This is a genomic window from Lysinibacillus sp. BF-4 (assembly GCF_000743635.1).
Lineage (GTDB): Bacteria > Bacillota > Bacilli > Bacillales_A > Planococcaceae > Metalysinibacillus > Metalysinibacillus saudimassiliensis.
The window spans coordinates 1-22,399 of the sequence record NZ_JPUW01000041.1; the positions used below are offsets into that span (position 1 = coordinate 1).

Here is a 22,399-nt window from a genome sequence, read left to right on the forward strand (position 1 = left end):
TTGGCTCAATGAAACGAAAAACATCGCAAGGTGTTTCTGTTTTTTGAAACAGAAGCTCGCTATTTTAATAGCGAGAGGTTCACTATAAAGCACTTTACTTGATAGACGCTGTTAATAAGCAGTAGCATAGAGGTGTGGGACAATATTATGACAGCTTGACCCATCTTTCTTAGTACGTTTCGAGATCTGCTAAACTGCAGGTCTCTTTTTTTATATGCTATGCTACTACAAAAAGGAGTTTTTTTGTGATTGAACGAAAAATTCGCTATGACGGTAGTACAGTAGAAATTAACGCTACCCTTATTAGTCAAACAGCAACTCGTATGGATATTATCCATTATATCGAAACCCCCTTCACAATGAAGGGTGAGGGCTACACTATTAGCATTACTACGGAGCACTATACCCGTGCAAGTTATTGGTTTGATCGCCCTTATAATGTATACCGCTGGTTTGATGCTAACCATCAACTTGTAGCTGCTTATTTTAATATTGTAGGCACGACTTCATTTACTAATAATATATTGAGTTTTGAAGATAAAATTATTGATGTACTTGTACTGCCAGATGGACAAACTTTTGTATTAGATGAGGATGAGCTACCAGTACCACTAGCACAATTTGAAGACGGCGCAATACTTGCCGCAACGAAGCGTGTGCTAGAGGACTATAAAACGATTGTTTTTAGCAAGCCTCTCGTTTTTGATTTGGACGGTACGATTTGTTTTAAAGGACAGCCCGTTACCCCCGCGATTACCAATACGCTCTATCAACTCTACCAAAATGGTTATGATATTATAATTGCCTCTGCACGCCCGATTAGAGATATTTACCCCGTACTGCCACCTTGGATGCATGAGCTTCAGATGGTAGGGGGTAATGGCGCTTTTATTAAACAAGGCGCACAGATTACAGTAACAGGCTTTAGTTGTACAACTGAGCTCACCACTTTACTCGACACATATCAGCTTACCTATTTAGCCGACAGCCACTGGGATTATGCTTATACAGGTGATTGTACACATCCAATCTTCCATAATATTGACGCAGATAAGCTTGCTAGTCGTCACCACTCGTGGCATACCCTGCCCGACCTTGCTAAACTTGTTATTTTTAATGCGCCAGCAGAGGTTGTAGCAAAACTTAGTACATTACCTATCGAAGTTACTGCACATGCCAATGAAGCATTGCTTGATATTAGCCCACAATACTGCACTAAGTGGACAGGTTTACAACAGCTCGGGCTTCAACCTAAGCAGTTTATTGCTTTTGGCAATGACAGTAATGATGTAACAATGTTTAAACAAGCTAACATAGCTATTTGTATTGGTACTAACTCTGTAGCGCAAAAATATGCGTCTGTACATCTTGCGCCACAAGGTATCGTATATTACCTACAGCAGTTACTTTAAAGTTGCATGTTCACATTTTCGTCACTTACATCAGCAAACCTCCTTTTGCTATGCTAACAGGCATACTTATAAAAGGAGTTTGATTTCATTTGGACAAACGTTTACCTCATAATGCAAAAGAGGGTCTATTATACGGAGCTATCATATGTACCTTGACCGTACTTTTTATGTCGACTTTCAGTATTACATTAAATGAAGGTACATTTAATACTGCTATTGCGCTTACTATTATTAAAGTTATCCCCCTCGTTTGGGTTATTGCGATGGTGCTAGAGCCTATACTTGTTGGGCGTGTTGCCGAAAAGCTCGTACAACTCTTCACCGCACCAACGGACAGCTTTCATGCTAAAATTTTTCTGCGCATTTTCTTTACGGTTTTTGGTATGTCACTCATTATGACCTTTATTGGCGAAATGTTAGCCAATGGTATTGGCACTGCAACCTTTGGTAATGCAATTAGTGTATGGCCTCGTAACTTTATGGTTGTGTTATTGGTGGAGAGCTTAGTCATCCAACCTATTGCCCGCGCTACTATGGTAAGACTACATCGCATAGCTTAATATAAGACTTATGGTTTTTGAATTTATTACAAAATATTTTACCTTTTTAGTTAATTGTAGATGGTATAATACGACTATACAAACTGAAGGAGTGACTACTTTGAACGATTCAAAAACTATTGAAGCGCTATGTCTTGCAACTCCCTATATTCATAAAGTCTTAAAAGGTGAGGCTATTGTCGCAGTTGCTGATAAACAAAAGGATACCGTCGAGTGTTACCTTGCTGGACGCAAAGTGGATTCAGGCTATCGTAACGGACAAAAAGTAAACCCAGGTGACAATAATGTCTATACAGCTTTCCGTGGAAAAAACGCGGATGTCTATATTGATAAAAGTGTATACGGTGTACCTATTAAAGCTTTTGCCTTCCCTGTCTATGAAAATAGTAAGGTCGTTGGTGCATTAGCGATTGGACTACCCGTAGAAAACGAAGAAAAAATGAAAGGCTATATGGAAACGATGCACAGTATTATTGAGTCATTACAGGACCGCGTGCATATTATTGCCTCTCACTCTGAAGAGCTATCAGCTACAAGTGAGGAAATCAAAGCACAATCAGAACATGCACTTGCTGACTCTGAACGCACCAATGGCATTACTGTACTAATCAAAAATATTTCTCAGCAAACGAATCTACTTGGTTTAAATGCTTCTATTGAAGCGGCACGCGCTGGACAACATGGTGCTGGCTTTAATATCGTGGCGCAAGAAGTACGCAAGCTGTCTTCGCAAACAGCTAGCGCAACCGACCAAATTGATGATTCATTAGTGAGCATTAAGCGCAATATCGAAAGCCTTAAAACAAGTATGGGGCAAATTTCTGAGGCTTCATCAGAGCAAGCGCATCTTGTACAAGACTTTAGCGATATTATTGACGAACTCAATAACCTAAGCACAGAAATGAGCGCTTTTTTAAAGGACGCTCTATAATATAACCTGAAGGGACGGTTATATATGACACAATTTTTATTACTAGGCGCTATACTCGCAGGTATTGCAGTTATCCTCGGCGCTTTTGGTGCACATGCCTTAAAAGATAAATTTGCAGAGCCTCGCTACGAAGCCGTATGGGAAACTGCTGTGCAGTACCAAATGTATCATGCACTTGGTTTATTACTTATTGGCATACTCTCACATGAGTCATTACTTGGCACATCAAGCTACTTAACTGGGCAGGCTATTTAATGCTTGTAGGGATTATTTTCTTCTCAGGAAGCCTTTATGTATTAGCTGTCACAGGTGTTAAAAAACTTGGGGCTATTACACCAATTGGTGGTATGCTGTTTATTATTGCATGGGTACTATTTATTATTAATATTCTTTAACAAGAAAACCAGTAGCCACGTGGCTACTGGTTTTTATTAGCTATCCGCAATAGTTGACGTAACAATATGTAAAGCATCCCACTCTCCGTGCGATAACGTTACAATAGGGTAGCTCCTCGGAAACAACTCAGCTGTAATCTCTGACGCATTTAACCCCTGTTGATGTTTAGTTAAAATACTATGCTGAAGCTCTTGTAAATAATTCAGTTTGCGAGTCAGTGCTGTACGTCCATCTGCAATATAACCTGCGTGATCACAAAACATCTCGCCAAAATCATAGTTAAGTACGCGCTCAAGAGAGGTAATAACTGTTGGCATACTCTCCTCTCGTAACATGACCTTTGTTTTTTCGCCGCAATATAAATCACCCGTAAATAGTTGCCCGGTACTTTCGTTTAAATAGGCTAAATGGTCAAAGGCATGACCTGGTGTAGCAATAGCCCGCCATTGCTGTTTAGCACCTGTAAATGTTGGGGGTGTTGGCTGCGCTTGAAAGGCATGGCGCTTGCCCCAAAAAATTTTGCGATATAATAAATAATCACCCTTTTTAGCGCCAATGTCGAGTGAGCTCTCGTTCATGTAAATTGGTAGCCCTTGTTGCTGTAGCGCTGCAGCTAAGCCTGAATGGTCCTCGTGATAATGTGTAATCATTACACGCTCTATTGGTAACTCAGCAAAATAATGCAAAAAAGGTTTACGTAACGAATGCGCTCCCGTATCAATAAGTACGCCATCTATAAAATAACTGTACACATTTAAACGTACGCCACCAAAAGTTAGTTTACCGTTACCTGTAGCTACTCCACTTTGCTCCCCACGCTCAAAAGATTTCTTTACGAGCATCTCATCACCCCATATAATGAATTTTCAGTCTATTTACAAAATACCATGCTTTCGATAAACTTGCACTATTCTATCTTGAGGACGTGATTGCAATGGCGGAGCTTGATCCTTCGATTATTGGCATTTTACTTATCTTTGGCTTTTTAGCTGCTTTTATTGACTCCGTTGTTGGGGGCGGTGGATTAATTGCGCTACCCGCTTTATTATTTACAGGGCTCCCACCCTCGGTTGCTATCGCGACCAATAAATTGGCAGGTACTATTGGCTCGTTTACGAGCACCGTTATTTTTTATCGCTCTGGACAAATTTCGATCCGGTCACTTGCTAAGTTTTTTCCCGTTGTTGTCATTGGCGCAGCGCTCGGGGCATACGCAGTAACTTTAATGGACCCTAATTTGCTCAAGCCACTTATGTTAATTATGTTGGCACTTGTAGCTGTTTATACAATGTTTAAAAAGGATTGGGGCAGTGTATCAACCTATAAGGCACTCTCTCAAAAAAAATTATTCCTATTTATAGCGCTTGTGTTTGGCATTGGTTTTTATGACGGCTTCTTAGGTCCAGGTACGGGGTCATTTTTATTGTTTGCCTTTTTATTAATCGGCTTTGATTTTTTAAGAGCTGCAGGTAATGCTAAGTTTTTAAACTTTGGAAGTAATATTGCTGCACTGGCTATGTTTATGTATTTAGGTCAAGTGCATTATATGTACGGGCTTATTATGGGTGTAGCACAGATTGCAGGAGCTTTTGTTGGCTCACGCTTTGCTATTAAACGAGGAAGCGGCTATGTGCGTGGTTTATTTATTACGGTTACTGTATTACTTCTTGCTAAAAATATTTGGGATTATTTCAACTAAAACAAGCGTAGGTCTTTGCCTACGCTTGTTTTTATTTCATATATAATTGTTTTTTTGTTTTGGCATAATACATTAAATCTTCAGCACGTACGACAGCTTTTTCATAAGGGGTGTTAGTTGCATTTGTGGTGACCCCAAAGTGAATGGAGACACCTAATGTTTCATCATCATAAAGCGCTAATGAGGAAAAATGTGCCTCAATAGCAATTAACATCGTCTCGACTCGTGAAAAATTCTCAAAATTAGCTAAAATAATCCCTTGGTTAAAGTCTGTTGTCGTCACACGAATGGGTTGTGCCTCTACAATTTGTATCAATTCATTTAATAAGCGATGACAATGCTGTCGTTCATAGCGTACACCATATGTAGTTAAAATGCCATGCTATACAAAATAATCGTCGATTACTCTCTGTATATTGAAGGTAAATAGGTGAAATTTTTTGATGCGTCGCAAATAATATTGCTTATGGTAAGGCTGCAGTAAATCACTTGTAGCTAGTTTCGTTGAATAACTTGCAAGCTGCCCTTGCCGCGCCTGCTCACCAATTAGCGCTAGACAAGTTGCGTATTTACTAACATGAGTTGTCATATGATTAGCTTCAATATAGCGCAACGTAATATAGTCATACTCAATATTATTTTGTGTTTCAAATATATTTAACGCATAACTCAGCATCTTGGTGGGCGGCTTTGTACAGCACGCTGTACACGCTCAGCCAGTTTAGCTAGCTTTTTTATAAAATTGTGCAATAAAAAACCTCACCTCTATTCATGTAGGTTTGGAATAAAGATTGATTAAAAGCGGGCTGCAAACGTTGATTTTATAATAGAAGAAACCCATGTGTTTTGAACAAAGATTGATCAAAATATATGGGTTTGGTTTTGAGCTGTATTTAATTTTTATAAAAAAGATTGATTAAAACTAAATAGCTATTTCAACCTCTTCGGAAATCAAGCGTTGTACAATGCTATTATGCATAATAGCTACAAATGTTTTTAGGCTCATATTACCATTATAAGCGTTTGTAAATTTATATCATTAATTATAAGCGTTTATTAGCAGTATAATACGTTTATAAAACAAAAAAGACACCTAAAATCAGGTGTCCTTAAAGTATAGGTTTAGAAACTAAATCATTAGTTTAATTTTACTTTCCACATGAGCAATTTCCTCTATAGAAAAATTATACTTTTTATAAAGTTGTTTACTTATGTCATCTGAAGATTGCTTCCAATTAATATCAGAATTATTTTCAAAATCTTGTACCGGTATAAAACGATAAGTTTTTAATGCTGCATCTTGGCTTGCTTTAGCGAGACTATGAAGATATCTAAAAAACTTAGTTTTTAGGTATTTAGATAAATTCTCAGCAGATTCTTGATTTAGACCTAAATCTGCTCCGAAAACCAAATATGTTTCCGTACAAATAGTATTAGGCATTCCTATAATAGTATTAAAGTTATCATCACTTAATTCTGTACCAATATTATTAGATTTAGGTGCAAAAACTTTCCATTTATTAATCCATTCATGCCTATTCGGAATATTTTCATACTCAACATATCCTACTTTAGCCCGCCCATAGCATTGTACTGGATTTTTCAAATTACTAGTTGTTTCATGAAAATTTTTATCTTTGATAAAATAGCCACGTAATCCGAATGGTTTAGAAGCCGAAATATATTTCATCAATTTCCCTCTATTTCCTTCTACATTTTCTATTTTCTCTAATATACTGATAGCCTTTGAATCTCGAACTAAAATATCTAAATTATTGAGTTTGATTGGCCGAACTATATCTGAAATAATTTTATTATTTTCGTAAGTAACAAATTTACTTAAATTTGTTACATTATCGTATTCTCTATCCCATAAAAAATAACAAACCCCACCTCTTATGTTAGTATTCGGAAATATATCTTCTGGTGTTAGCCAATCATACATTTCACGTAAATGTATATCATTTAACATTTCTGATCTAAATTCATCCAGTCCTTTTCCTCCAACATACCAACGACTTGGCATAATCATAGAGATATATTTTGGATTCAGTGATTTAGCTACTTGAACAAAATAGTGATAAGTAGGTCCCGCACTCGCCTGTGCCCCCCCATCCATTTCCTGATAAGGAGGATTTCCAATTATAGCATCAAATTTCATGTTTTCACCTCCAAAATTACTAAGTATTTCATTTTTCATTTCTAATACATTATGCTTAAGTCTTGTTGTCAAACCTTCAATATAAACTAAATTCTTTTCAAATTTTTCATTTACTTCATAACCATTTAACGTCCTATAAGTAATAGTTCTTGCCATAGGGGTTTTATTTAATGCGAAAATATTATTTTCCAACACTTCTTGCCATAACGCTTTATCTTTTTGGATATAATCGGCTTTATTCCAATTTTCATTCTCTTGCAAATAGCGACGTTGATAAATATTAAATGCCATATACAATGGATAAAGGCCTGTTTTACTATTGATTTCTAAAATTTTTGCATCTTTAGAAAATATTTCATTAGTGATTTCTCCATTATCTATATACCTGAATGAAGCATCTTTAAGTTCTTCTCTATATTCTTCGTCGTAGAAATTGTATCCACCTATCGTTTTACCTAATTGAAGATTAACTACTCTCCATGGTGTTAAAACGGTCTCCTTATCAGGGTTTTTAAATCCTGAAAAAATAGAAGTTATTTTTTCTATTCTATCTTGATAACTTAAATTATTCGCAGACACTGCTGCTTGACGAATACGATGTCCCGCCTCGATAAAAATCTCAGGATCATAGAATTTCTTGAATTTCATAAAATCAAACTTACTAATACCTTTAGGCATAAATTCTTCCCATGAAACATCATCAACTTGTTTTATAAAATCCTCTAGTGTAATATCCTTATCTAAGTCCAAATTCATACCATAAATCATTAATGGAATTCTGATTGATATACCTCGTAGAATAGAAATCATATTATTACGTTCTTTACGCAGTTTTTGTTCTGCTTCTATTGCTGCTTGTTCTTCTGGAGTGCGTTCTTTCTTAGGCTTTTTCTTTCCTCTTTTTACTTTTTCTCGTTCTTGCTCATTTAAACCTGTTGTATTTACATCAATTTTTTTTGTAGCTTTGGTTTGTTGTGTTTTTCCTAATTTGCCACTCAAATCGTTGAACAAATTTATTTCTTCCTGAGTAACTTCCCATAATTCATCATTATAAATAGACGCATCATCAAATCCTGATAAAACTGCTCTTTCGGCATATGCTTTCTTTAATTGACGCATCATTTTATCGACTGAGAAAGTTTTCATTTCATTACCTGATTGTTCAATAACAGGCAAGAAATTCAAGAGTGTACCTAATTTATCTCGTTGGTCATTCGTATTTAAAACACCTGCTTTAGGTGACATTGATACGGATTTTGCTAATATATTTAATGCTCTATCTGGAGCAAAATCAAAAATATAGGCTTTTTTCTTCATACCTAGAATTTCATCGGAAAATGGTGTTTGTGCACGAAAAGCTGCTTGAAGATAATTTTGCGCACTCGTAGTATTGTTTAAAAATACTACGCCATTTAAAGCAGGAATATTTACACCTGTTGTTAATTTCCTAACTGTTAGAATGATTGTTTTTGTTGCTGATGGTCTGTCTGTAATCACTTTACGAACACGTACCAAATCTTTATCATTTTCACCAGCAATTTCATTATCATTGTCATTTACAATATTAACTACAGAATATTCACTAAAAACAGCGTGATGGTCTAGCAATTCTTTCAATGCTCTAGCTGATGCTCTACTTGGAAGCAACCAAAGTGTATGTCGAATACTTTCTCTAAATTCTTCAGTCGAAAAAGGATAATTGGTCTTTCCGTCTGTTGAAATTTGATCAAGCCATTTAATAATCGACGATTCATGTACAAATTTCCCACTATTATCTTCTACTTTAAAAAACTCCGCGAAATCAAAATATTTATCGCTATTTTCATATTGTTTATCCACTGCCATTTGGAATGTGTACATTTCTACTTCAGGTAATGCTTCATATGGATTAACCTTTTCTGGGTTCTCTAGTGAAAAGCGAATTTTAGCTTGTTGCTCCATAATATAATCCCAAGTGAATACTTGTTCTTCACTAAATTCATCAAGGATATTAAAAGGCGTACCTGATAATTCCAACATTTTAGTTTCTGTTTTCATAAGACTTTCATAAAGTCTATCACCACGATCTGTTTGTGTACCTTCATGTGCTTCATCAACGACAATTAAATCCCAATTTATTTCAAAAAACTCACTATTTTTTTCGTGTTTACCTCCTACTTCAATTGCACCACGTAAATCTTGTATAGACACAAAATAAATAAAAGGTGTTTTACCATTAGCCAATTTTCTTAAGTCTTTTTCACCTTTTATTTTCGAAGCATATTCATATCCTTCTTTAGCCATTTCTATTTTCTTAAAATCCTCAAACCAGGAATCTGAAACAACTGGTCGATGGGTCATTACTAAAACTTTTTCATACTTGTTCCTTTTAATTAACTCATAAGTAGAAAGCGTTTTACCAAAACGCATTTTAGCATTCCAAAGTACCTTGTTATGTTTTTTGAATGCTTTAGTTGCTTGATTTACAGCTGCTGTTTGTTCAGAACGCAAATTAATTTTAGGTAAATCGATATCATTTTTACTATCAATAGAACTTCTACCTTCTTTTACAGCTTTTATAGCAACTTTTGCAGTTTCTAAATCTACTTCAAACCACTCTGTACCATCTAACTTTTCAGAACGTTTATAACCAGAACGCAACAATACCTCATGAACATCTTTGTCGCTAAACCAACGTTTAGATTCCTTAATCCAAGCTAGCTCTGCCCAACTAATTTTTGCCGGAACTCCGGATGTTTTCATATAACTATTAATTCTTTTTTTCGTTACTGACTGTAAAAAATCACTATTTGGCGACCAATTTTCCTCTTGATCCTCTTCAGGAGCTGTTGTTTCACCAATTTTTTCATTACCTTCATACACTGACCAATTGCCACTATTATTGTCAGCTGTTTGTACATAAACTATTTTACGTTCCCTATTATTTTTGAACCTTGATACTACAGTCGGTTCAACAAATTCACTTCTAATAATTTTAATATCATTCTGTGTAGTAATATACCAATGTAAAATTATTCTTAATTGATTTAAAGCTTTATAAGCTAATTCTTCATCACCCACTACACTATGAGCGCCCATGTTCCCGCTACTTTTTATGTCATAAAAAAGATCAATAATTGCTGATGGAATATCATATTTTTTAGATTTAATGATCGATAATTTATCATTAAATGTTGCTCTATTCGGTACAAAATCATAATTCAAATCAATTATTAAGCTTGTCAACGAGTCTACTATTTTTCTAACATTCACTAATGTATTATCAAAAGCTTTTAAAGCAAAATCTAATTCTGCTTGTGTAGCTGTTTTATAGAATTCTGTTAAATCACTATCTAATTTCATAAATTCAAAGTTGGATTTCTTTAATTGAATATCAAATCTTTCAAGTGTTTCACTCACAGTCAATTGGCCCCTTTATCAAAATACTCCATTTTATTTGTTTCCCAATTCATTATTTTTACTCTTTTACCTGGAATAATTTTAAAATCTTCCACTTCTTCATTAACTTCTTCAAATATAAAATCAAAGCTCATTTGAACTTCTTTTGATTTCCCTCTTTTTTCTGACAATGGTAAAATATAATACAATCCAGAATTTTTCATTGGAACACCCTGTTTTTTCGCTATCCCATCCATTTGAAAAACATTGTAACTTATAATCACAGCAATTTTCTTAAATTCCTCATATAAAGGTTCTTGTTGCCACTTTTCAACATAATAATCTCGATATGTGTATAAAAGATTTTCTCGAGCCAACAATAACGAGTCACCATTCCACTCAAAACCGTAACTTGCTTGATAAGCTAATTCAACTAAACGTTGCCATTCAGCTTTATCAGCAATCTTAGTATTAATTCTTGTTAATTTTCGATCGACAAAGCCCACCCGTTTATTTAGAGATATCGATTCACCTGTAACAGTATCATAACGAGTTGCCATATATGGGCCTTCTCCACATGTTATCTCAAGCCATGTACGTTTTACATATGTTTCTAAATCGTCTTCTAAATATTCTTTATCTACTAGATCATTTTGTTTTTTTACAATCCAAATAGGTGTGAATACTTCCGCACTCGATTTTGTTCTCTCTTTTTGAAGTTTTTGAGTTTTTAAAACACGGGGCATAATTAATTGACCATTTCTCCCAGTCACTAATTCAGGTTTTATTTGTGCAGTTGGTCCATAAATTTTACGTCCCCTATTCACATAATTTTCGTTAGCCCAAATAATATTTTTTATAGTTTTTTCCGTCGTTAAAGTTCGATCGATTAATAATATATCTAAAATCTCTGGCATTTTTTCACGTATACTATTTTCAGATATATCTGCAGATTTTAAACTTCTATTTATTTCATTTCCAAATAATGATAGTCGATTTTCGTTTGACCTATTATCTTGCACAGCTACCTTCCTTCCGAAGCTCTTTTAATAAAGCACGTATTAATTCTCAAAATGAAGTTTTAATTAATTTTATTGTATCATAATAGATTTTAAATTAATTTATCAAAATCTCCTCTCTGAACCTCTACATTTGACTCTTTTGCTCCAACATTTCCAAAAACGACTCAATCACCTAGCACCGATAGAATATCGACACCAGATGGCTACTTAGTCTTTTTATAGCTGTCTACTTGACAGGGGTAAGTCCAACATTTAATTAATAATAAAAGTTAGTTATTTCAAATAACAAGATTGCATATTACATCATTTTATTAAACAACAACTTCGCTCTATGTTTATATCCCTTCTTACTATGCTTTGCTTTTTGTATGATTACATTGCTTCGTTCTAAACTTTCAAGCGATTCTTTCACCCATGTCCCACTACTATTCACTAGATTTAATAACAAACCTTCAATCAACTGATTCCAATTAATTGATTTGGTAGAAGATAAAATCAGCATAGAAAGTGCGCGATTTTATCTTTCTATTTCTAAGATTTTAAACTCTTTTTCATTAAATAAACTAACTGTCGCTACTGCATATTGGCGTGCTGTTTATTGCAAAATAAAAGTGCAGACTAGTGCAAAGAATTTGTACAGAGTCCTGCACTATTTTCGTGCATAAAAAAAGACTTGCCAGCCACCCCAAGTCCCTCTACTGTTTTAGGTGTCTAAGCCGAAACAGGGAGGTAAGAAAGGATGCTAGCAATGTCTGAAGTTAATTGTATCAAAACATTACGAAACGAAAAAGGATTATCGATTACAGAAATCGCAAAAACAATGCAAGTTAATTGGCGCACCGCTAAGAAATACGGCGATGGAGATCAGCTCCCTCAAGAGAAAACCCATTTGAAAAAAGGCATGATGTACGATGAAAAATGGGGAGAAATTGTCATTGACTGGTTAGAAGAAGATGTAAAGCTGAAGAAAAAATTGCGCCGTAAAAATAAAAAAATATATGAGGACCTAGTAAAAGATGGATTCAAAGGTTCTTACAGAACGGTGTGTAATTTTATTCAAGAATGGAAAGCATCACAAGAAGATGAGACAGATAAAGGATATGAACGTTTAGCACATCCAGAAGGAGAAGCACAGGTAGACTTCGGTATCATGGAGGCCGTTCACGATGGTGAAATACTGGATGTACATGCATTAGTCATGTCATTTCCAGCAAGTAATACAGCATTTGCCGTACCAATGCCGAGTGAAAATTTAGAATGCTTTTTAGGTGGGCTTCAACTTTTGTTTAAGCAGGCTGGTGGTGTTCCATTGAGCATTCGAATTGATAATTTAACACCTGCGGTGAAAAAGGTAAGAAAAGGTGATTCAGAGGCACAACTAACAGAAGCCTTTCGACATTTCCAACAATATTATGGGTTTAAAGTGCAAGTATGTAACCCACGTAAAGGAAATGAAAAAGGGCATGTAGAAGGTAAAGTCGGTTATGTTCGTTATAACTTCTTTAGCTTACCACCAGTTATAAAGGATCTGGAGGATTTAACAAATCAATTAGAACAACAATTAATCAACGATCGCCACCGGATTCATTATAAAAAAGAAGTGCTGATTGATGAGCTATGGCAGCAAGAGCAGAAGCAATTAATCAAGTTACCTGAAGAACCTTATCCTGTATTTAAGCAGTTTTCAATTACGTTTAATAAATATAACGAATTTAAGCTGGATGGGCATTTGATTCATGTACCGAAAGCGAAGGATTACGTGCAGCTTTCTTGTGTGACGTACTGGGATTCGTATAAAGTCATCACGAATGACGGTGAGATATTATTATCGGATGCCCGTCCTTATATGCGAAAACGTCGTTTTATTCCGTGGCAAGATATTTTAAAGGATTGGTTGAAAAAACCACGTGTCGTAGGTCATTCGCGTTACGCAACGTATCTACCAGCACGTGTGAAAGAGTATTTAACCGTACCTTCGCTGGCATTAAGAAAGCAACGAATTAACGAATTACTAACACTCCTACTTACCCATGATATGAATGATATTGGGCAAAACTTTTATAGCTATATTGGCCGTGAGACAGAAGAAACAGAACACCCTTACGGTGTAAATTGGACGGAATATGACGCTTTATCGCCAAAGGGAACGGAGGCGTTGCATCATGAATGAAGCGATTTTAACACTCTGTAAGCAATTAAGATTAGCACATGTGGCTGAGGCAATTAAAGAAGTGCCATTTACCGATCCAGAGGAATATATGTATCAAATTTTATTGAAAGAGCAGCAAGGCAGAGAACAGGCAAAAATAGCCCGTAACTTGAAGCAAGCTCGCTTTATCGATACGAAGACGCTTGAAAGCTATCAGTGGCATAAAGATATTTGTTTACCTAACCATTTAACAAAAGATGAATTAGAGCAGCTGAATTTCATTCGTAGAAAAGAGAATGTCATTTTAGTTGGCGCACCTGGCACAGGCAAAACGCATTTAGCTTCCGCACTTGGTCGTAAAGCTTGTGAACAAGGATATGAGGTACGTTTTTATCGCGTTTCGCATTTGGTTGAAGAGTTAGAGCAAGCGCTGAATGCGGGGAAATTAAAACAATTTAGAAGTAAATTAGAAAAAGTCGATTTAATGATTTTGGATGAAATGGGCTATCTGCCTTTCGGAAAAGAAGGAGCAGAATTACTGTTTCAAATTATTTCAGAGTTCTATGAACAAAAGAGCTTAATTATCACGTCAAATCTAGAATTTAGTCAGTGGAACCGCATTTTCTCGGATTCACGTTTAACGGCAGCTCTGGTGGATCGTTTGATTCACCACGCCCACATTATTTCATACACGGGCCAGAGCTTCCGTTTAACCAACGCATTGTCGAGAAAATAAGTAAATATTGGGTGGCAACACTCTGTATTTTTCGTTGCAATTCTCTGCACTTTTCTATTGCAAAACACACGTGCTGTTGCGCCATCCTCTAAATAACTAAACTTTCTATTTTCCTCGGGGGTTAGTAGCGAACCTAATTATATATTAATGGACCTTACTTCTTTATAATCCTCTAATTCCTGAAGAACATGTACAAATTCACCCAATTCTCCTTCTCCCTGGACTTGCTGCAAAGATTGATGTTCAATCCCTCTCGCTAGACGATTACCACCTGTATCTGAGGCTGAACGAATTCCTGAATCTTTAAATGTATATCGTTTCGTGCTTTCATCTTCATATGTTCGTTGCTTTGTTGATTTATCTTGAACCTTTACAACACTTGGCGATTCAGTGTATTTATGAACTTGTTTATTCATTTTAATTAATTCAAAATCCTCTGTTGTACCTTCTACCGTTTCATCTATAGTTTCTTCTACATTTAGTGGTTTTAACATATCTATTTGAATGATTTTTTGAGCTAACAAATGATAAAATAATGTCATTCCGCTGCCTAAAGACAAGTGCACTTCTTTATCAAACAAATTTGTGATTTCTCGAATACTTTTATCCGTATCTAATACTTTCTTCAATAATTCAATTCCTAAATCTTCAATAGATTGTGGACTAATATTTTGGAATGCATCATATTGTTGAATATCATAATAGTCATGTATATAACTAATATTTCGTGCCAGTATTTTAGGAATTTCTAATTCCGTCACAATACCCCAGTCCACACCTCTTTTTTTCCAATAAACACGCTCTATTTCAAACTTCTCAAGAACCCGTTCTTTTAAAAGTTCATCTTTCATTTTTATTGTTCTGGCAAGCTCTACGCTATCTTCGCTTTTATTTACTGTTAATAAAAAATCCATTGTCATGACAATTGGTTCACCAGTTTTCGGATCAGTTGGATGTTTAATTCCTAATTCATCGGCAATGACAAGTGTTTCTTCTAACTGCAACAGCGGATATTGTTCTCGAATGTCGACAATAAAATCCGAAAATTCAGTTAAATAGAAGTAATTTCGCTCCAAATCCGATAAAAATTCATGTTGCCTACCAGTTTTAATACCTTTTAAACGAGTAGATCTTCCAAGTGAGGAAACATCTTGAATATTTAACCATGGCTTATAGTCAGCACCCACTCCTGAACCACGACCTTCTTTAATCCACTTTTCAACTTTAGATGTTCTAGTTCTTTTTGACATAAAAACACCCCTTTAGATTACTATAATCTAAAGGGGTAAAACGGTACGACTTTATTTCAAACCTACATAGGCATAGAAGTGAGATTTTTTATTTTATTCTACTGTTACGCTTTTCGCAAGATTACGTGGTTTATCCACGTCACAGCGACGGTGTAATGCGGCGTAATAACTAATAAGTTGTAGTGGTACTACAGCTACAAGCGGTGTTAAAAGCTCATGTACATGCGGTATAACAAGTTGGTCGCCTTCCTCTGCAAGCCCCTCCATCGCAATAATACAGGCATTAGCGCCACGTGCAGCAACCTCTTTAACATTACCACGAATGTTTAAAGCTACCGCTTCCTGCGTCACTAAGGCAAAGACAGGTGTGCCTTCTTCAATTAAAGCAATAGTACCATGCTTAAGCTCGCCACCTGCAAAGCCCTCAGCTTGAATGTACGAAATTTCTTTTAACTTCAGCGCGCCTTCCATTGCTACGTAATAATCCATATTGCGTCCAATAAAGAAAGCATTGCGTGCAATCGTTAAGTAATCAAGAGCAATCGTTTCGATGTCGTGTTTGGCATCGACCATCACTTGAATCGCATTGGCTGCAATCGCTAACTCTTTTTTTAACTCAAAATCAATAGCTTGCTTAATGGCATAAGCTGCAATAGCAAGCACAGCAATTTGCGCTACGTAGGCCTTTGTCGAAGCAACAGCAATCTCAGGACCTGCGTGTAGTAATAGTGTATAATCCGCTTCACGTGATAGCGTAGAACCTTGGACGTTCGTAATCGTTAATGCCTTATGACCAAGCGCTTTAACTTTCACTAGTACTTGGCGGCTGTCGGCTGTTTCGCCTGATTGTGTAATAAAAATAAATAACGGCTTCTCTGATAGCAGTGGCATATTGTAACCAAATTCACTTGAAATATGCACCTCAACAGGTTTTTTAGCAATTTTTTCGAAGTATTGTTTACCTACTAAACCAGCGTGATAACTTGTACCTGCTGCAATAATATACAGACGGTCTGCTTGTTGCAACGCCTCTTTAATTGCTGGGTCAATTACAAGCTCACCCGCTTCGTTTTCATAGGCCTTCGTAATTTTACGAATAACGCTAGGCTGCTCATCCATTTCTTTTAACATATAATGAGGGTATGCACCTTTTTCGATGTCACTCATATCAAGCTCTACTGTATAAGGCTCACGCTCTAGCACCGTACCTTCGAGTGTTGTAATTGTAATCGCGTCTTTCGTTACAATAACGACCTCTTTATCATGTAGCTCCATATATTGGTCTGTTACTTGTAGCATTGCCATCGCGTCAGATGCAATGACATTAAAGCCGTCACCTAACCCTACAAGGAGTGGGCTTTTATTTTTCGCTACAAAAATAGTTTCAGTATCCTCATCATCTAATAAAGCAACAGCATATGAGCCATGTAGCAGGCTTAATGTTTTACGGAAGGCATCCTCTGTTGAAAGACCCTCCGATACAAATAAATCAATCAACTGTACAATAACTTCTGTATCTGTATCCGATTGTAACTGAATACCTTTTAAATAAGTGGCTTGTAATAGGTGATAGTTTTCGATTACACCGTTATGCACAATCGTAAAACGACCTGATGCACTTTGGTGAGGATGTGCATTTAAGCGGTTAGGCACACCATGTGTTGCCCAACGTGTATGCCCAATGCCAATCGTTGCCTCTACATCCCAATTAATCGCTTCTCGTAAATCAGCAATGCGGCCCTTCTCTTTAAATAGCGTAATGCCTTCATCATTATGAACGGCAATACCTGCTGAGTCGTACCCGCGATACTCTAATTTTTCGAGACCTTTTACTAAAACTTCCTTAGCATCTACTGCTCCTGCATATCCAACAATTCCACACATAATGTTATCCCTCAATTTCGTTATATTATATGCGTGCGTCACTGACCTGTACGCCTAGTCACCTAGTCGCTTTACAGTGCGCTAACGATTGCTTAACCGAGAGGCATCCGCCGAATGATTCGATAAACCTCTTCCTCGTCTACTAAGGTTACTCATTTCCTTAGTACTGGCGCTATAATTGTTTTCCTATTTTATGTCCTCCTTGTATTTTGACTAGCATATCATACAAAATCCGACACGCCACGTCAATAAAAAAAAGCGGTCTATGCGTGCGCATAAACCGCCCCAACTTAAATTAGCCTAATAATTTTACGATTTCGCGGTTAAACGCTGGTAAATCGTCTGGTGTTCGGCTAGTAACTAATTGATTTTGACAAACAAATACTTCTTCATCATGGAATTTAGCACCGGCATTTTCTAAATCAACTTGAATCGATTTATAGCCTGTTGCATCTCGTCCATCTAATGTACGTGCAGTGATTAATAACTGTGGTCCATGACAAATTGCGAAGACTGGCTTCATATCATCCATAAACGTTTTAACAAATGCTACTACACGGTCATCCGCGCGTAAAATGTCGGGCGAAAAGCCACCTGGGATAAATAATGCATCAAAATCTTTTGCATCTACGTCATCAATACCTTTATCAATAACGATTTTTTCACCATGCTTACCTTCTACTGTACCTGCTTTAACGTCGATAGTAACAAGCTCATGTCCTGCTTTTTCTAGTGCTTCTTTCGGGCTCGTATACTCAACGTCCTCAACCATGTTAGTTACTACTGTTGCGATCTTTGCCATAATAATTAGCACTCCTTTGTTTTGTGACTACAGTACTTACTTTACCCCACAAAAAAGCATCGAAACATAAAATGTCTCGATGCTAGTCCTTGTTATTCAGCTAAGCCCATCTCTGAACGTACCACGTCAGCGATTTCATTTACATAGTTTTCGCAGTCTGTCTCTGTTGCCGCTTCGACCATAACACGCACTAATGGCTCTGTGCCTGATGCACGTACTAATACACGACCATCGCCAGCCATACGCGCTTCAACATCGCTAATAACAGCAGCTACTTTAGCATTATCTGTTACCGCATGTTTGTCTGTTACACGTACATTTACTAGACGTTGCGGGAAGTTTGTCATTTCCGCTGCAAGCTCAGATAACTTTTTACCTGTTTCTTTCATAATTGCTACAAGCTGAATGCCTGTAAGTAAACCATCACCTGTTGTATTGTAATCTAAAAATACAATATGACCTGATTGCTCGCCGCCAAAGTTGTAATTATTTTTACGCATTTCTTCTACTACATAACGGTCACCTACGCCTGTTTGAACGCTAGTCATACCGTTTGCCTCAACTGCTTTATAAAAGCCCATATTACTCATTACTGTCGAAACTACTGTGTGTTTCTTTAACATACCTTTATCATTTAAATGCTTACTCACAATAAACATAATTTGATCGCCATCAACAATTGCACCGTTTTCGTCTACTGCAATAATACGGTCACCATCACCATCAAACGCTAAACCTACATCCGCTCCACGCTCTTGTACAAACTCTGCTAGCTTCTCAGGATGTGTAGAGCCAACGCCCTCATTAATATTTAAGCCATTAGGTGAAGCGCCCATTGTCGAAATATCAGCTTCTAAATCTGCAAATAGGTGAGCAGCTAAGCCTGATGTTGCACCGTGCGCACAGTCTAATGCTACATGAATATCTACAAACTCAACATCTACTGATTGTTTTAAGTAGTGTAAGTATTTTTGTCCACCTTCAAAGTAATCTGTAACTGAACCTAAATCGCCGCCTGTCGGACGTGGTAAGTCATCATGCGTCGCTTCAAGTAAGGCTTCCATTTCTTGTTCTTGCTCATCCGATAGCTTAAAACCATCTGGACCGAAAAATTTAATACCATTATCAGCTACTGGATTATGTGATGCAGAAATCATAATGCCTGCTTCTGCATTCATAATACGCGTTAGGTAAGCTACACCTGGCGTGCTAATCACACCAAGACGCATAACCTCTACGCCAATGGATAAGAGACCTGCAACAAGTGCGCCCTCTAACATTTCTCCAGAGATACGTGTATCGCGACCAATCATTACTTTTGCGCGTCCCTCAGCATGCTTTGTTAGCATGTGACCACCCGCACGTCCTAATTTAAACGCTAGTCAGGTGTTAGCTCTGTATTAGCAACGCCACGAACACCATCTGTTCCAAAATATTTACCCATTCTCTATTCTCTCCTTCAGTATCGACTTCTTTTAGTAGTTATTCGGTTTCTTCTGCCGTTTTAGAAATCTGCACTTTTACCTTAATTGCGTCCGCACCTAATTTCGAAATCCCCTCAGGCTTCGTAATTGGTACATTGTATGTTTTTGATTCTGTAAATTTCGCAACATCAACAGGTACTTCAATTGTCGTAATTGCATCCACAATAGATTTTGTACCATATACGGTAATGAAGCGCTGCTCTGCCTTCATATCATCAATCTGCAAACCACTCTTTGGCTTACCCTTTTGCGTTAAAGTTATAGGTACATCTCTACTGTACTCACTTATATCAATATCCACCTTAACGGTTTTAGGGTTAACTTCAACATCTAGTTTATTGAGTTCTTTATCAAGCACACGAACATCTGCATTTTGTGTAAAGCTCTCCTTACTATTATCACCTGCTACAGTTGCCTTAACATAGCTAATGCTATCAATGGCACTTTTAGCACCTGTAATAAAGACATTAGGTGGTGTTACATTTAAGCCTTTTAACACAAAGCCCTCCGCAATCGTTTGACGATTCATTTCGGCCTCTACTTTAAACTCTTTTGTTACGCGCTCCTCAATCTTGATGTCTACAGTATCTGGGTCAAGCTCAACATCTAACTTACGCGAAATATTTTCGTATTGTAGCTTTACCTTATGCTCGCCAATAAGCAGGCGATTTAAATCAATAAATACTTTAAAGTCACGAGAAGCCTTTACCTTTAGTACATCTTGCGTCGGTCCTTTAATACGGACATCTACAACACTTGGTATACCTGTAACGATTAAATTGTCCGTATCATAGTAAACTTCCACTGGTACATCACGTATCACATCTTCCTGTTCATTTACTGCGAGTCGCTCACTTGAGTTAATCTCTGAGCGTACAGAAAAGAACAAAAGAATAGCAAGTGCCAACGATGTTATACGTAGTACCCATGGGCTATCTATCATTTTATCCATTTCGATTCCCCCTTATTGACCATTTGGAAGAAGACGAAACTTCGGATTTTGGACCAAACCATAACAAGCGTAAATGTTCTTCAAATTGTTCAAGCGTTAAATTACGATTAAGGTTACCATTATGCGCAATACTAATACCGCCTGTTTCTTCAGATACAACAATAGTAATTGCATCTGTCACCTCACTCAAGCCTAGCGCTGCACGATGTCGTGTGCCCAGCTCTTTCGAAATAAACGGATTTTCTGACAGCGGTAAATAACACGCTGCTGCCATAATTTTTTTACGCTGCACAATAACTGCACCGTCATGAAGTGGTGTATTTGGTATAAATATATTAATGAGCAGTTCTGAGGTAATATCTGCATCCGTATTAATACCTGTTTCAATGTATTCGTTTAAACCTGTTTCCTTTTCAATCGAAATCAACGCACCAATACGGCGTTTCGCCATATAGCTGACAGATTTCTTCATTGCTTCTACTAAGCGTGTTTGTTCTTCTTCCTCTTGACTAGCCGAGCGCTGGAATAGCTTTCCTCGCCCAAGTTGCTCAAGTGCCCGACGTATTTCAGGCTGGAATATAATAATTATCGTTAAAAATCCAAAATTAATGACCTGCTTAAGTAGCCACTCTAATGTTTCTAAGCCAAAAAACCATGTGCCAATGCGCGCAATCACGATAACAAATATACCTTTTAATAATTGCACAGCCTTTGTACCTTTAATGAGCGTTAGTACTTTATAAATGACATACCACACTAAAGCGATATCAATAATATTTACGACAATCCCTAGCGGAGCTAAGTCTGTTAAACTTTCAAATGATTGCATGTGGCATCCCCCACTTTTCTTACGAATCCGTACAAACGTCATTATATCACATTCTTGCTAGCTAATAAAAAAGCAAAGTCGAGTGAAATTCGACTTTGCTCGTTATTCGTTATCATCAGATTTATTTAATGTTACGACATCATTTGCCAGTGTCTTGATTTTATACCACAGCCACTCAAACGATTCGTTTATTTCATCAATTTGCCCCGTAACCATTGCTGTAGAGGCCATATAACGACCGTTAATCACGGTAATATTACCATCTACTTCACCCTCTACGACAATGTCTCCATTACGTACAACGATATCACCTTTCACAACCTCACCTTTTGGCACAATGACGGTTTGACCGTCCACTACAAGATTAGGTTGTTTAGTTACAGAGAACTGCTGATCATCATTAAAATGACCAAATAACGCTGCACTCATAAATAAACAAAACACTGCGGCCGCTATTAAAAATGGGTGTTGGCGTAGCCACTTTTGCACACCAAAGTGATTTTTCGGTTTTGGTAGCTGACTCATAATCGCCATTTCTAAATTCACTGGCGCTTCAACCTGCGCTGCACTCTTAACAAAAGCAATCGTATCACTTAACTCATGCATATGTTGTTGGCAAGCACTGCAATTTTGCAAGTGTTTCTTTAATTCTTGCTCATGCTCACGGCTAATGTCTCCGTCTAAATAATTGTGCATATATTCTACAATATACTCAGGACAAGTACCCATGACGCTCCCCCTCTACAAATTCTTC

General features: G+C 36.9%; 15 protein-coding genes and 3 pseudogenes. 7 read left to right on the plus strand and 11 right to left on the minus strand.

All coding sequences use genetic code 11. The annotated features are described in order from the left end of the window. Positions 1–245 precede the first annotated feature (245 nt). The 4 genes and pseudogenes from CH76_RS13750 to CH76_RS11470 all read left to right on the plus strand — a co-directional run bounded on the left by CH76_RS13750 (position 246) and on the right by CH76_RS11470 (position 3,298). Complete coding sequence (locus CH76_RS13750; protein ID WP_081892696.1) at positions 246–1,412, plus strand: HAD-IIB family hydrolase; 1,167 nt, start codon at positions 246–248, stop codon at positions 1,410–1,412. Positions 1,413–1,501: 89 nt separating this feature from the next. After that, entirely contained in the window at positions 1,502–1,972 is a 471-nt protein-coding gene (locus CH76_RS11460) for a hypothetical protein (protein ID WP_036146366.1), read from the plus strand. A 100-nt stretch (positions 1,973–2,072) separates the two neighbouring features. Then, positions 2,073–2,903: a methyl-accepting chemotaxis protein gene (locus CH76_RS14210; protein WP_036146369.1), complete on the plus strand. Its 831-nt coding sequence runs from the start codon at positions 2,073–2,075 to the stop codon at positions 2,901–2,903. Positions 2,904–2,927: 24 nt separating this feature from the next. Further along, a pseudogene (locus CH76_RS11470) lies at positions 2,928–3,298 on the plus strand (DUF423 domain-containing protein). 36 nt (positions 3,299–3,334) lie between these two features. On the opposite strand, the gene CH76_RS11475 reads toward CH76_RS11470, so the two are convergent. Then, the gene (locus tag CH76_RS11475; RefSeq protein WP_081892698.1) at positions 3,335–4,141 is read right to left on the minus strand and encodes an MBL fold metallo-hydrolase; all 807 of its coding nucleotides are present in this window, start codon (positions 4,139–4,141) and stop codon (positions 3,335–3,337) included. Between the two features lie 92 nt (positions 4,142–4,233). Between CH76_RS11475 and CH76_RS11480 the strand changes: the two genes are divergently transcribed. Next, positions 4,234–4,998, plus strand: coding sequence for a TSUP family transporter (locus CH76_RS11480; protein ID WP_036146375.1), 765 nt, complete (start codon positions 4,234–4,236; stop codon positions 4,996–4,998). A 31-nt stretch (positions 4,999–5,029) separates the two neighbouring features. Here the strand turns inward: CH76_RS11480 and CH76_RS11485 are convergent, their stop codons facing one another. From CH76_RS11485 to CH76_RS11500, 3 genes are all read right to left on the minus strand, one after another. Further along, positions 5,030–5,281, minus strand: a complete 252-nt coding sequence (locus tag CH76_RS11485) for a hypothetical protein (RefSeq protein WP_036146378.1) — start codon at positions 5,279–5,281, stop codon at positions 5,030–5,032. Between the two features lie 846 nt (positions 5,282–6,127). Next, the gene (locus tag CH76_RS11495; RefSeq protein ID WP_051910339.1) at positions 6,128–10,558 is read right to left on the minus strand and encodes an Eco57I restriction-modification methylase domain-containing protein; all 4,431 of its coding nucleotides are present in this window, start codon (positions 10,556–10,558) and stop codon (positions 6,128–6,130) included. Positions 10,559–10,560: 2 nt separating this feature from the next. Further along, positions 10,561–11,559 (minus strand): restriction endonuclease, encoded by a 999-nt coding sequence (locus CH76_RS11500; RefSeq protein ID WP_235190394.1) that lies wholly within the window; start codon positions 11,557–11,559, stop codon positions 10,561–10,563. A gap of 739 nt (positions 11,560–12,298) precedes the next feature. Here CH76_RS11500 and istA point away from each other — a divergent pair. Together istA and istB are read left to right on the plus strand one after the other, a co-directional pair. Further along, positions 12,299–13,729 carry an IS21 family transposase gene (gene istA, locus CH76_RS11505; RefSeq protein WP_036146383.1) on the plus strand — a complete coding sequence of 477 codons (1,431 nt, stop codon included), beginning with the start codon at positions 12,299–12,301 and terminating at the stop codon, positions 13,727–13,729. After that, positions 13,722–14,444, plus strand: coding sequence for an IS21-like element helper ATPase IstB (istB, locus tag CH76_RS11510; protein WP_036146386.1), 723 nt, complete (start codon positions 13,722–13,724; stop codon positions 14,442–14,444). The genes istA and istB overlap by 8 nt, the downstream gene beginning before the upstream one ends. Positions 14,445–14,902: 458 nt before the next feature. Here the strand turns inward: istB and CH76_RS11515 are convergent. The 7 genes and pseudogenes from CH76_RS11515 to CH76_RS11545 all read right to left on the minus strand — a co-directional run. Further along, positions 14,903–15,694 (minus strand): annotated as a pseudogene (locus CH76_RS11515) (TnsA endonuclease N-terminal domain-containing protein); the annotation flags it as partial. Between the two features lie 93 nt (positions 15,695–15,787). Further along, positions 15,788–17,578 carry a glutamine--fructose-6-phosphate transaminase (isomerizing) gene (gene glmS, locus CH76_RS11520; RefSeq protein WP_036146389.1) on the minus strand — a complete coding sequence of 597 codons (1,791 nt, stop codon included), beginning with the start codon at positions 17,576–17,578 and terminating at the stop codon, positions 15,788–15,790. Between the two features lie 295 nt (positions 17,579–17,873). Next, positions 17,874–18,380 carry a type 1 glutamine amidotransferase domain-containing protein gene (locus CH76_RS11525; protein WP_036146392.1) on the minus strand — a complete coding sequence of 169 codons (507 nt, stop codon included), beginning with the start codon at positions 18,378–18,380 and terminating at the stop codon, positions 17,874–17,876. 92 nt (positions 18,381–18,472) lie between these two features. Then, a pseudogene (gene glmM / locus CH76_RS11530) lies at positions 18,473–19,824 on the minus strand (phosphoglucosamine mutase). Between the two features lie 38 nt (positions 19,825–19,862). After that, positions 19,863–20,816: a YbbR-like domain-containing protein gene (locus tag CH76_RS11535; protein WP_036146395.1), complete on the minus strand. Its 954-nt coding sequence runs from the start codon at positions 20,814–20,816 to the stop codon at positions 19,863–19,865. Continuing rightward, positions 20,809–21,645 carry a diadenylate cyclase CdaA gene (gene cdaA, locus CH76_RS11540; protein ID WP_036146398.1) on the minus strand — a complete coding sequence of 279 codons (837 nt, stop codon included), beginning with the start codon at positions 21,643–21,645 and terminating at the stop codon, positions 20,809–20,811. Before cdaA ends, CH76_RS11535 begins: the two co-directional genes overlap by 8 nt. Positions 21,646–21,747: 102 nt before the next feature. Then, complete coding sequence (locus CH76_RS11545) at positions 21,748–22,374, minus strand: zf-HC2 domain-containing protein (RefSeq protein WP_036146399.1); 627 nt, start codon at positions 22,372–22,374, stop codon at positions 21,748–21,750. Positions 22,375–22,399: the final 25 nt, after the last annotated feature.